Source organism: Spirillospora sp. NPDC046719 (assembly GCF_040645715.1).
Taxonomy (GTDB): Bacteria; Actinomycetota; Actinomycetes; order Streptosporangiales; family Streptosporangiaceae; genus Spirillospora.
Window position 1 is genome coordinate 1 of record NZ_JBEYYT010000320.1, and the last position, 11205, is coordinate 11205.

Here is an 11205-nt window from a genome sequence, read left to right on the forward strand (position 1 = left end):
GCCGCCAGCAGCGCCGGGGCGAGCCGGCGCGGGTCGACCGAGCCGTCCTCGGGGGCGAGCAGTCCGCCGCGCACGCCGGGCGCCAGCATCGGCTCGGCCCTGCGGCACTCGCGGCCGGTGAGGGCCTCGACGGGGATGCCGAGGCTCTCCTGGAAGGCGCGCAGGTCGTCCAGGAGCTTCAGGTCGTCGGCGTCGAACGCGACCTGGAGCGTCCCGTCGTCGCGGTAGCCGGTGTCCAGGCCGGTGGCCTCGGCCAGCTCGGCGGCGAACGCGCCGTAGCGGTCGCGGGAGGCGAGGCCGAGCCGCAGCAGCGGCTCCTCGCCGTAGCTCAGCTCGCTGACGGGGGTCAGCATGCCCGCGGCGACCGACGAGGCGCCGCTCGCGGGAGCCGGGTCGACCAGGGTGACGGCGGCGCCGCCCTGCGCGGCCCGCCAGGCGGTGGCCAGGCCGATGACCCCGGCCCCGATGATCACGATCCGCAATGCGCGCTCCCTTCGCCGGCATGATCCGGATCAGGTCGTGGCGGTCGGCGGCCCGGTCAGCCGCCCTCTCAGCCCGGTCGCACCGGACTCCCGCGCTCTGTTGTGTTGTGCACGTGCCGCTATGCCCCACCATACGGCCAACGCCTCGAATGCACCTGTCTGGACACCCGTCCAAAAGCGCTCCGGCGGCCCCGGTTAGGGTGGGCGCCCATGAACAGGGTCATCGTCGTGGGCGGCGGGCTGGCGGGCGTGCGGGCCGCCGAGGCACTGAGGAGCAAGGGGTACGAGGGCGAGCTGACCCTCGTCTCGGCGGAGCGGCACATGCCGTACGACCGGCCGCCGCTGTCCAAGGCCGTGCTGGCGGGCGACTCCGACGACACCACCGTGGACGCCGACTGGGACGCGCTCCGCTGCGAGCTGCTGCTCGGCGAGCGCGCCACCGCGCTGCGCCTCGACGCGCCGGGAGGTGACGGCCGGGGCGGCGGCACCGTCGCGACCACCGCCGGCGACCTGCCCTTCGACGGCCTGGTCATCGCCACCGGCGCCGAGCCCGTCACGCTGCCCGGCGACGGCCGCCAGCACGTCCTGCGCACCATCGACGACTCCCGCGACCTGCGCGGACGCCTCACCGAGGGCGCCCGGATCGTGATCGTCGGCGCGGGCTGGATCGGCGCCGAGGTCGCCACCACCGCGGCGAAGAAGGGCTGCGCCGTCACCGTCGTCGAGGCCGCCGACACTCCGCTCGCGGTCGCGCTCGGCCAGGAGATCGGCGCGCTCACCATCCCCTGGTACGCCGAGGCGGGCGTCGAGCTGCGCACCGGCGTCAAGGTCGCCGCGGTCGAGCACGGCGGCCTCGCCCTCGCCGGCCCCGGCGGCGGCGAGCGGATCGCCGCCGACGAGGTCGTCGTCGGGATCGGCGTCCGGCCCGCGCTCGGCTGGCTGGAGGGCTCCGGCCTGCTGCTGGAGCGCGGCGTCGTCACCGACGGCTCGTTCCGGGCCGTGACGGACGACGAGGCCGGCACCGTCCGCACCGACGTCGTCGCGGTCGGCGACTGCGCCGCCTGGTGGTCGGACCGGTACGGCAGGCGGCTCCTCGTCGAGCACTGGGACACCGCCCTCAACGCCCCCGACGTCGCCGCGGCGGCCCTCCTCGGCCAGGACGCGGTCTACGACGCCGCCCCCTACTTCTGGTCCGAGCAGTTCGGCCGGATGGTGCAGTACGCCGGGCACCACGCGCGGTCCGAGCGGCTCGTCCACCGCGGCGACCCGTCCGGCCGCAAGTGGGCGGTGGCGTGGCTGACCGGCGACCGGCTCGACGCGATCCTCACCGTGGACAGCCCGCGCGACCTGGTGCAGGCCAGGCGGGTGATCGCGGCCGGGACGCCGGTGGATCCGGAGGCGATCGCGGACCCGGAGGTGCCCGTCCGCCAGGCCGTTCGCGGGTAGCGGAACCCGACCGCCGGTAACGGCGGCCGGGTGGGTTTGAGGCTTCCGAAGGCGTGGTAGCAAGGGGGCGTGACCCAGACGCACGCAACCGTTGACAGCGCACTGGACCCCCGCACCGACGCCCTCGCCGGCGACTGGCTCTCGCTTCGGGAGGCGGCGGAGCGGCTCGGCATCAAGACCAGCCGGATCAAGCAGCTCATCAGCGAGCGCAAGCTGCTGTCGGTCCGCCGCGACGGCGAGCCGATGGTGCCGGCGGCGTTCATCCGTGAGGGCCAGGTCATCAAGGGCCTGTCCGGCACCCTGACGCTGCTGTCGGACGCCGGCTTCGACGAGGTCGAGACCCTCCGCTGGCTGTTCACCGCCGACGACACACTGCCCGGCACGCCCGTCCAGGCGCTCAGCGAGAACCGGGGGACCGAGGTGCGGCGACGCGCCCAGGCCCTGGCATTCTGACCCGAACCGACCGAGCGGACCGGCCGCGGGGTCACGCCGCCGCGCGTGGCCCCGCGCCGCATGCCCACCGAAAGGAAACCGCCCCCACCGTGTCCAGGCACATCCCGACCGAACGGGCCGTGGCGCTGCGCGCCCGGCTCAGCCGCGCCCGCCTCTACCTCTGCACGGACGCGAGGGAGCGGCAGGGGGACCTTCCCGCGTTCCTGGACGCGGTGCTCGGCAACGGCGTCGACATCGTCCAGCTGCGCCAGAAGGGCCTGGAGGCCCGGCAGGAGATGGCCTACCTGGAGGTGTTCCGGGCGGCGTGCGAGCGGCACGGGGCGCTGCTGGCGGTCAACGACCGCGCCGACGTCGCCCGCGCGGTCGGCGCCGACGTACTGCACCTCGGTCAGGACGACCTGCCGGTGCCGGCCGCCCGCGAGATCGTCGGCGGGGACGTGCTGATCGGCCGGTCCACGCACTCCGACGAGCAGGCGTCCGCGGCGTCCGCCGAGCCTGGCGTGGACTACTTCTGCGCGGGCCCGGTGTGGCCCACGCCGACCAAGCCGGGGCGCCACGCGCCCGGCGCGAAGCTGCTGGAGTACGTGGCGGCGCAGCGCCAGCCCCGCCCGTGGTTCGCGATCGGCGGCATCGACCTCGGCAACCTCGGCGAGGTGCTGGACGCGGGCGCCGAGCGCGTCGTGGTGGTCCGGGCGATCACCGAGGCCGGCGACCCGGGCGCCGCGGCCGCCGAGTTCGCCCGCCGCCTCCCCGCCCCCGCCGCCTGAGCCGGGCGCGGGTTCCGGGCGCGGGTTCCGGGCGCGGGTTCCGGGCGACGGGGATCACGGTGCGGGCGGTCCCGCCGATGACCGACAATGGGGATCATGAGCGTGGGACCCGACGACGACCGGCCGGTCGACCTGGGCGACGACCTGGAGATCCTGCCGGACCAGACCGCCGACGACACCGACACCGGCTGGGGCGAGTGGCGCGGCGGCGGCGATGACGACGCGCGGCTGATCGAGGAGCGCCCCCCGCACTGGTGATCCCCGGCCCCGGTGAGCGCCGTCCCGGTGAGTGAGGTGCCGGTGAGCACCGTGCCGGTGGGCGCCGGCGGGTCCGCCGCTAGAACAGCACGCCGAGCACGAACCCGGCGATGATCACCGCGGCGAGCGCCAGCATCATCCGCCACCGGTAGCGCGGGATGCGGGTGGGCCGCGGCTTCGGCGCGGGCCCCTGCCCCTCGCGCAGCGCGCGGACGAGCTGCGGCGCGGTGGGCCGGGCCGCCGGGTTCTTGTCGAGGCAGCGGGCGGCCAGCTCGCGCAGCGGCCCCTCCATGTCGCCGAGGTCGGGCGGCCGGGACGTCACCCGCCGCATCACCGCGGCGCTCGGCCCGCTGCCGAACGGCGGCCGGCCCGTCGCGGCGAACACCATCGCGGCGCCCCAGGCGAACACGTCGGCGGGCGGCCCGACCGGCTCGTCCTCGATCTGCTCGGGCGCCATGTAGCCGGGGGTGCCGACCGGGCTCGTGGTGAGCGGCTCGGTGCGGGCCAGCGCGTCGGCGGCGCGCGCGATGCCGAAGTCGATCACCTTGGCGCCGTCCGGGCCCAGCACCACGTTGGCGGGCTTGAAGTCGCGGTGCACGATCCCCGCGCGGTGGATCGCGGCGAGCGCGCCGGCGGTGCGCAGCGCCACCTTGCGCAGCTGCGGGGCCGGCAGCGGCCCGTCCTCGTCGACGACCCGCTGCAGCGGCGGCCCCTCGACGAACTCGCTGACGATGTAGGGGCGGTCGCCGGTGACGTCGGCGTCCAGCACCCGCGCGGTGTGCCGCCCGGCGACCTTCCGCGCGGCCTCGGCCTCCTTGACGAACCGGCTGCGCGCCCGCTGCCCGGCGTCCAGGCCGCCGCGCAGCACCTTGACCGTGACCAGCTGGTCGTCACCGTCGCGGCCCAGGTAGACCACGCCCTGGCCGCCCTCGCCGAGCCGCCCGAGCAGCCGGTAGCCGCCGATGCTGCGGGGGTCGCCGGGGCGCAGCGGCCGCTCGTGCCGGCGGCCCTTGCCCTGGCGCGGGGCGGGCCGCTTGCCGGCCGTTCCCGCCGCCGGGCCGGGCTGGCCGGGGCGCGGCTTGGCCGGGCGGCCGTGGGGCTGGCCCGCGCGTCCCTGCCCGGAACGGGCCTGCTGGCCGTTGCGGGACGGGGCGGGGCGCCCGGTGTGGGGGTTCGTCCTCCCGCGGGAGGTGTCGTGCGGCAAGGGGGGACTCCGACTCGGCGGGGACGGACGAAGATTTCCTCATTTGTACCGTGTCACGCCGGACCGGGGCAGCGGAACCCCGATCTTTACTTCGCGGCGCACGTCCCGAAGCTCCCGGTCTGCTGGATGTCGCGCTCGGAGCCGCCGACCATCGCCTTGTAGCAGCCGCCCGCCACCTTCCACGCCTTCGCGCCCTGGTTCCAGTACGCCAGGGACCGCGAGGTCAGCGGGAACGTGACGCGCTTGCTCCGGCCCGGGGCCAGGGCGACCTTGGCGTAGCCCTTGAGCTGCCTGGGCGGCTGCGGGACGTCCACGCCGGCGGAGGGCAGCCCCAGGTACAGCTGCGGAACGGCGGTGCCCGCGCGTGTGCCGGTGTTGGTCACCGTGACCTGCACCGACGTGGACGACGCGGTCAGCCCGCTATAGCGGAACGTCGTGTACGACAGGCCGTGCCCGAAGGGGAACGCCGGCGTGAGGCCCTTGGCGTCGTAGTGCCGGTAGCCGACCATGACGCCCTCGGAGAACGTGACGGTCTTGTTCACGCCGGGGAACTGCGACGGGTTCCCGGCGAGGGGCGCGTCGCCCTCGGCGGCGGGGAAGGTGACGGGCAGCCGCCCGCCCGGGTCCACGTCGCCGTACAGGACGCGGGCGAGCGCGTTCCCGCCCTCCTGGCCCGGGTACCACGCCTCGATGATGCCCTTGACCTGGTTCCGCCAGGGGGTCAGCACGGGGCCGCCGGTCTCCAGGACGACGATCGTGTTGGGGTTGGCCTTGGCGACGGCGCCGATCAGCCCGTCCTGGTCGCCGCGCAGTGGTTCGCCGCACCGGAGCGTCAGGCAGGAGCGGTCGAAGAACTCGCCCTCGCTGTCGGTGGCGAACACGATCGCGACGTCGGCCTTGCGGGCGGCGTCGGCGGCGGCGCCCGCGTCGTCGCCGTCGTTGTAGCTGATCCGCGTGCCGGAGCCGGCGCGGCGGGCGATGCCGTCCTGCGCGCCGACGGACGTGAACGGCACGACGTTCGCCGACCCCGTCCCGCTCTGGCTCTGCCGCGCGGCCCGGCCGATCAGCGCGATCGACGACGGCGCCTTCAGCGGCAGGATCCCGCCCGCGTTGCGCAGCAGCGTGATGCCGCCCTCCGCGATGCTCCGCGCGGCGGTCTCGCTCGGCGTCCGGTCGATCGCGGCGAGGTCGTTCGGGTACGCCTGCCGGTCGAACACCCCGAACGCGAACATCGTCCGCAGCACGTTGCGGACGTGCCCGTCGATCGTCGCCTGCGTGACCTTCTTCTGCGCGACCGCCGTCTTGAGCAGGAGCGCGTTGTACTTCATGCCGATCGGCAGTTCCATGTCGACCCCGCCGTTGGCGGCGCCTGCGGTGTCCTGCACGGCGGTGTGGTCGGACGGCACGAACCCCTTGAAGCCCCACTCCGACCGGAGGACCTTGTTGAGCGCGCCGTCGTCCTGGCAGGCCCACCGCCCGTTCAGCCTGCCGAACCCGCACATGACGGTCGCCGCGCCGCCCTCCTTCACCGCCGCCTCGAACGGCGGCAGGTAGACCTCCCGCAGCGTCCTCGGGTCGACCTTCATGTCCAGCGACAGCCGGTCGCTCTCCTGGGTGTAGACGGCCATGTGCTTGACCGACGCCATCACGCCCTGCGCCTGCGCGCCGCGGATCCACGCGGCCCCGAGCCCGGACGACAGGTAGGGGTCCTCGCCGAAGCCCTCGAACGCGCGGCCGTTGCGCGGCGCGCGCAGCACGTCCACGGTCGGCCCGAAGATCAGGTCGTTGCCGCGGTGCCGGGCCTCCCACCCGACCGTCCCGCCGTACAGCCGCGCCGCCGCCGGGTCGAACCCGGCGGCCAGCGCGATCGGCGCGGGCAGCCGGGTGGCCTTGCCCTGCCGGACGCCCGCCGGGCCGTCGGCCATGTAGAGGGGCGGGACGCCGAGGCGCGGGATCCCGCTGTTGGTGTCGGCGTGCGCGGTGTCGATGAACCCGCCGAGGGGGCCGCCGAGCGGGTCGTCCGACGCGAGCATCGCGATCTTCTCGTCGTCGGTCATCTGCGCCATCAGCAGCGCGGTCCGCCTGTCCGGGCCGAGGGCGGTGTCGCACCAGGGCCGCTGGGCCGGGTCCCCGCACCGGGTCTGCGCCGCCTGTGTGGCCTGCGGGGCCTGCGCGGCCTGCGCCGCCTGGGCCGGGGCCGCCGCGGACGGCGGGGCCGCGAGCGCGAGCGCGGACACCAGCGCCCCCGCGGCCGGCGTCCACCGTCCCGTCCGTCGTCCGGGGCGCCGCATCAGTGCCCCTCCTCGTCCTGGACCTGCAGCGCGTTCAGCGCGAACGCGACCATGTGGTAGTGCCCGACGAGCATCACCAGCTCGATCAGCTCCTGCTCCCCGAAGCGGGTCGACAGCGCCGTCCATGTCGCGTCGGTGAGGGTGCTGCGCTCGTTCAGCTCGTCCGCCGCCGTCAGCACCATCAGGTCGTCGTCGGACCAGCCGTGGTCGTCGAGCGGCAGCCGCAGCGCCGCGACCTCGGCCTCGGTGAGGCCCGCGGCGAGCGCGAGCCGGCGGTGGTGCCCCCACTCGTAGGCGCAGTCCCGCAGGTACGCCGTCCGCATGATGGCCAGCTCCCGGTCACGGTCGCCGAGCAGGCCCTTCATCAGCAGCGCTGTGCCGAGCCCGATCCAGCTGCGGAACAGCTTCGGGTGGCGGCCGAGCGTGGTGAGGACGTTCAGCGGGCCGATCGACGCGGTGGCGGCCCGCAGCGTGTCGTCCCACTCCGCCTCGGGGAGCGGGGCGACGCGCGGCGCGCGGTTCCCCGGGATGTCTGCGCACATGGCGACATTTCTGCCACCAAATGGTGGGATGGTGCTACCCCACCAGCCTCACTTTGCCAATTCGTTGCATTCGATCACGTGCGGCGCGCGGTGGCGGCGATCGCGAGCTCGGCGAGCGCCTCGCGCGCCTCCTCGGCGATCGGCGCGCCGGCCAGCGCCCGGCCCACCTCGTCCAGGTAGCCGTCGATCATCGCCTCGCAGGCCGCCAGGCCGCCGGTCTCCTCGATGATCGCGCGCGCCTCGTCCACGCCGGGACGGTCCAGCGCCGGGTCGCCGAGCCGGCGCTCCAGCGCCGCCGCCTGCGCCGGGGTGGCGCGCTCCAGCGTGAGCGCGACCAGCACCGTCCGCTTGCCCTCGCGCAGGTCGTCGCCCGCGGGCTTGCCGGTCTCGGCCGGGTCGCCGAACACGCCGAGCACGTCGTCGCGCAGCTGGAAGGCGATGCCGAGCGGCAGGCCGTAGCCGGTGAGCGCCGCGGTCACCCGCGGGTCCGCGCCGGCCAGCGCGGCGCCGAGGTGCAGCGGCCGCTCGATCGTGTACTTGGCGCTCTTGAACTCCACCACCCGCAGCGCCGTCTCCGCCGTCGCCCCGCCGCGGGTGCCCTCGAGCATGTCGAGGTACTGGCCGCACATGACCTCGGTGCGCATCAGGTCGTAGACGGCCCGGCCGCGGGCGCGCCGCTTCTCGTCCAGCCCGCACGTCTCGAACATCTCGCCCGACCAGGCCAGGCACAGGTCGCCCAGCAGGATCGCGGTGCCGGCGCCGAACGGCTCGGCGGCGCCCGGCCAGCCCTGCGCGCGGTGCAGCGCCTCGAACCGGCGGTGCACCGACGGCTGCCCGCGCCGGGTGTCGCTGGAGTCCATCACGTCGTCGTGGATCAGCGCGCTCGCCTGGAGCAGCTCCAGGGACGCCGCCGCGCGCACGATGCCGGGGTCGTCGACGCCGCCGCCGGCCGCGCGCCAGCCCCAGTAGCCGAACGCCGGGCGCAGCCGCTTGCCGCCCGCCAGCAGCGCGTCCAGCGCCGACATCAGCGGCGCGAGGTCGTCGCTGATGGCCAGCAGGCCGGGGCGCTGGCGGTCGACGAAGGCCAGCAGCGCCTCGTCCACCTCCTTGCGGACGCGGCTCCAGGACGAGTGGAGCGAGCCGGGGGATGCGATGGGTCGTCCTCCCGCGGGCAGGCTTGGCATGCCCGTGATCGTATCCAGCCGGACGGATTCCACCGGCCAGCCATTGAGCGATATGTCAGTACATCCTAGGAAATAGAGGCGTTACGGTGGTACGGACGTGTGCAGGATCACGCGTAACGGACGCGGGCGCGCGGCGCGGCCGCGGGCCCGCACGGGCCGGGCCCGCGCCGGGCCCCACTGTAGGCTTGGGGGATGCGACCCGTACGTCCCGACCGGCCCCCGACCGTCCGCGAGCTGCTGGCCTCGGGCGAGCGGTCCTTCTCCTTCGAGTTCTTCCCGCCCAAGACCGACAAGGGCGCCCGGAACCTGTGGCGTACGATCCGCGAGCTGGAGCCCCTCCACCCGACGTTCGTGTCGGTCACCTACGGGGCGGGCGGCGGCACCCGCGACACGACCGTCGACATCGTCGAGCGCATCGCCACCGACACCACCCTCACCCCGGTCGCGCACTTCACCGCCGTGAACCACTCCCAGGCCGAGCTGCGCAACCTCATCGGCCGGTTCGCCGCCGCCGGCGTCCGCAACGTGCTCGCGCTGCGCGGCGACCCGCCCGGCGACCCGATGGGGGAGTGGGTCAAGCACCCCGAGGGCGTCGAGTACGCCGCCGAGCTCGTCCGCATGATCCGCTCCTACGGCGACTTCAGCGTCGGCGTCGCCGCGTTCCCGTACAAGCACCCGCGCTCGCCCGACATCGAGAGCGACACCCGCCACTTCGTCGAGAAGTGCCGCGCCGGCGCCGACTACGCCATCACCCAGATGTTCTTCCGCGCCGAGGACTACCTGCGGCTGCGCGACCGCGTCGCGGCCGCCGCCTGCGCGACGCCGATCATCCCCGGCATCATGCCGGTCACCAGGTACAGCACCATCGAGCGGTCCGAGCAGCTGTCCGGCGCCCCGTTCCCGCCCGAGGTCCGGGCCCGCTTCGACGCCGTCGCCGACGACCCCGACGCGGTGCGGCGGCTCGGCATCGAGCACGCCGCCGAGCTCTGCCGCGAGCTGCTCGACCAGGGCGCGCCCGGCATCCACTTCATCACCTTCAACCAGTCGACCGCGACGCGCGAGGTCTACGGGCTGCTGGAGGCCGGCGGGTACGGCGCCAAGGGCAGCGTCCCGCCCATGACCGCGTAGCGGGGGCCGCCGCCGGGGAACTCGAAGTCGGTCAGCAGGTCCACCATGCCGACCGAGCGGTACAGGTGCCGGGCCGGGGTCTCGGGCCGCCTGTCCAGCGTCGACAGCACGACCGTCCGCTCCGGGCGGCCCTCGCACAGCGCGGTCAGCAGCGCGCGGCCGAGGCCCCGGCCCTGCGCCTGCGGGTGCACGTGCAGCTCCGCCACCTCGAACGACTCGTCCATCCACGTCGCGGCGTGCGCCTCGCCGCCGAGGTCGATGAGCGCCTGGTACACCACGTCGTGCCACCACTGCCCGCGTGCCCCGCGGAACCCGTAGGCGAACCCGTGGACCGGGCCGGGCAGGCCGGGCAGGGCGCCGCGCCGCTCCGCGACGAACGCGCGGAACGACGGGTAGGCCGCGTGCCGCTCCATGATCGTGTGCCGGCCCGGCAGCTGCTCGTCCGGCGGCTCCATCGCGGCCCGGTACACCTCGAGCATCGGGTTGAGCCGGCGCAGGAAGGCGCGTTGGTCGATCTCGCGCAGCTTCGGGTCCCTCACCCGACAGAGACTAGACCCGAGGGGTGGTCCGCTGCGTGGACGACAGACGGTCGTAGATGTCCCAGAGGATCCGGTCGGCCGCCTTCTGCAGCGTCCCGCGCTGCGAATCGAGCTGCCCGCCCCACTGGCGCGCCTCCGGGCCCAGCCACGCGTCGGTCGAGCCGAGCGTCCGCACCGGCGCGTCCAGGGCCCGCCGGACCTGGTCGATGCTGCCGTAGGCGTCGGCGTACGCGTGGTACAGCCGCTCGTACTCGGGGTTCGGCTGCTCCGTCGGCGACAGCTCGGCGGCCGCCGCGGCGGTGTACGGCGGAGGCAGGCTCCCTGGAGGCGGTGGAGCGGCCATGGCTACCTCACATCAGGCGACGGTGCTCGGTGTGGTCTGCGGATGCGGTGCTGCGCCGTTCTGCGGCGGTGCGTTCTGCGGGGCCGGTGCGTTCTGCGGGGCCGGTGCGCCGGACGGCGCGCCCTGCCCGCCGGACGGGGCGCCCTCGGCGTGCGTCCGGGCGTCCAGATGCAGCTTGACCAGCGCCTCGCGGGTCCTCGCGCTCAGGTTCGCCTCGGTGACGACCCGCACCGCCGCCGGACACACCCCGGCGCGGTCGGCCTCGGCCAGGTACGCGCGCAGCCACTTCACGTCCATCGCCAGATGGTGGCTGGACGTGCCGAGCGACTCCCTGACCGTCTTCAGCCGCGCCGCGTCGCCGTGCGCCGCCTCGACCAGGTGCGCCGCGCCCGCCGGGCCGAGCCGCGCGTACAGCGCCTCGGTGTAGTCCGGGTCCCCGGCGTCGGCCGTCAGCCGCTTCCACACCGCGTCCGGGACGGCCTTCCCGCCCTGGACGGCGGCGATGACGGCCAGCGCGTCCGCCCTGGCCGCCTTCTGCGCCGCCGGACGGTCCGGGTACCCGCCGTGG

Annotated in this window: 13 protein-coding genes and 1 riboswitch; of the genes, 5 read left to right on the top strand and 8 right to left on the bottom strand. The window is 75.1% G+C overall.

The features are described 5' to 3' along the window. A partial coding sequence (locus ABZ914_RS36865; RefSeq protein WP_500198972.1) for an NAD(P)/FAD-dependent oxidoreductase occupies nt 1–482 on the bottom strand: 482 nt, incomplete at its 3' end. After that, nucleotides 473–586: riboswitch (TPP riboswitch) on the bottom strand. It overlaps the preceding gene by 10 nt. Before the next feature lie 106 nt (nt 587–692). On the opposite strand from ABZ914_RS36865, the gene ABZ914_RS36870 reads away from it, so the two are divergent. The 4 genes from ABZ914_RS36870 to ABZ914_RS36885 all read left to right on the top strand — a co-directional run bounded on the left by ABZ914_RS36870 (nt 693) and on the right by ABZ914_RS36885 (nt 3406). After that, nucleotides 693–1928: an NAD(P)/FAD-dependent oxidoreductase gene (locus ABZ914_RS36870; RefSeq protein WP_500198974.1), complete on the top strand. Its 1236-nt coding sequence runs from the start codon at nt 693–695 to the stop codon at nt 1926–1928. Nucleotides 1929–1997: 69 nt separating this feature from the next. Continuing rightward, entirely contained in the window at nt 1998–2381 is a 384-nt protein-coding gene (locus ABZ914_RS36875) for an Rv2175c family DNA-binding protein (protein WP_190861857.1), read from the top strand. An 89-nt stretch (nt 2382–2470) separates the two neighbouring features. Continuing rightward, nucleotides 2471–3148 (top strand): thiamine phosphate synthase, encoded by a 678-nt coding sequence (gene thiE, locus ABZ914_RS36880; protein WP_500198976.1) that lies wholly within the window; start codon nt 2471–2473, stop codon nt 3146–3148. A gap of 96 nt (nt 3149–3244) precedes the next feature. Continuing rightward, complete coding sequence (locus ABZ914_RS36885) at nt 3245–3406, top strand: hypothetical protein (protein ID WP_433138485.1); 162 nt, start codon at nt 3245–3247, stop codon at nt 3404–3406. Nucleotides 3407–3485: 79 nt separating this feature from the next. On the opposite strand, the gene ABZ914_RS36890 is transcribed toward ABZ914_RS36885, so the two are convergent. The 4 genes from ABZ914_RS36890 to ABZ914_RS36905 form a co-directional block, all read right to left on the bottom strand. Further along, nucleotides 3486–4610 (bottom strand): serine/threonine-protein kinase, encoded by a 1125-nt coding sequence (locus ABZ914_RS36890; protein ID WP_500198978.1) that lies wholly within the window; start codon nt 4608–4610, stop codon nt 3486–3488. 86 nt (nt 4611–4696) lie between these two features. Continuing rightward, nucleotides 4697–6901 (bottom strand): beta-glucosidase family protein, encoded by a 2205-nt coding sequence (locus ABZ914_RS36895; RefSeq protein WP_500198979.1) that lies wholly within the window; start codon nt 6899–6901, stop codon nt 4697–4699. Beyond that, nucleotides 6901–7443 carry a carboxymuconolactone decarboxylase family protein gene (locus tag ABZ914_RS36900; protein ID WP_500198980.1) on the bottom strand — a complete coding sequence of 181 codons (543 nt, stop codon included), beginning with the start codon at nt 7441–7443 and terminating at the stop codon, nt 6901–6903. The genes ABZ914_RS36895 and ABZ914_RS36900 overlap by 1 nt, the downstream gene beginning before the upstream one ends. A gap of 74 nt (nt 7444–7517) precedes the next feature. Next, nucleotides 7518–8627 (bottom strand): polyprenyl synthetase family protein, encoded by a 1110-nt coding sequence (locus ABZ914_RS36905; protein WP_500198982.1) that lies wholly within the window; start codon nt 8625–8627, stop codon nt 7518–7520. Nucleotides 8628–8819: 192 nt separating this feature from the next. Between ABZ914_RS36905 and metF the strand changes: the two genes are divergently transcribed. Next, nucleotides 8820–9755 (top strand): methylenetetrahydrofolate reductase [NAD(P)H], encoded by a 936-nt coding sequence (gene metF / locus ABZ914_RS36910; RefSeq protein ID WP_500198983.1) that lies wholly within the window; start codon nt 8820–8822, stop codon nt 9753–9755. Here the strand turns inward: metF and ABZ914_RS36915 are convergent. From ABZ914_RS36915 to ABZ914_RS36925, 3 genes are all read right to left on the bottom strand, one after another. Then, nucleotides 9692–10294: a GNAT family N-acetyltransferase gene (locus ABZ914_RS36915; RefSeq protein ID WP_190861843.1), complete on the bottom strand. Its 603-nt coding sequence runs from the start codon at nt 10292–10294 to the stop codon at nt 9692–9694. The genes metF and ABZ914_RS36915 overlap by 64 nt on opposite strands. A 10-nt stretch (nt 10295–10304) precedes the next feature. After that, nucleotides 10305–10637, bottom strand: coding sequence for a hypothetical protein (locus ABZ914_RS36920; protein ID WP_190861841.1), 333 nt, complete (start codon nt 10635–10637; stop codon nt 10305–10307). A 12-nt stretch (nt 10638–10649) separates the two neighbouring features. Then, nucleotides 10650–11205, bottom strand: a 556-nt coding sequence (locus tag ABZ914_RS36925) for a hypothetical protein (RefSeq protein WP_500198986.1), incomplete at its 5' end; no start/stop codon positions are given.

Excerpts from the sequence above, each read along its gene's own strand:
- ABZ914_RS36920 (WP_190861841.1), bottom strand. The coding sequence starts at position 10,637 with ATGGCCGCTCCACCGCCTCCAGGGAGCCTGCCTCCGCCGTACACCGCC.
- ABZ914_RS36870 (WP_500198974.1), top strand. The coding sequence starts at position 693 with ATGAACAGGGTCATCGTCGTGGGCGGCGGGCTGGCGGGCGTGCGGGCC.
- ABZ914_RS36900 (WP_500198980.1), bottom strand. The coding sequence starts at position 7,443 with ATGTGCGCAGACATCCCGGGGAACCGCGCGCCGCGCGTCGCCCCGCTC.
- ABZ914_RS36885 (WP_433138485.1), top strand. The coding sequence starts at position 3,245 with ATGAGCGTGGGACCCGACGACGACCGGCCGGTCGACCTGGGCGACGAC.
- ABZ914_RS36895 (WP_500198979.1), bottom strand. The coding sequence starts at position 6,901 with ATGCGGCGCCCCGGACGACGGACGGGACGGTGGACGCCGGCCGCGGGG.
- metF (WP_500198983.1), top strand. The coding sequence starts at position 8,820 with ATGCGACCCGTACGTCCCGACCGGCCCCCGACCGTCCGCGAGCTGCTG.
- ABZ914_RS36905 (WP_500198982.1), bottom strand. The coding sequence starts at position 8,627 with ATGCCAAGCCTGCCCGCGGGAGGACGACCCATCGCATCCCCCGGCTCG.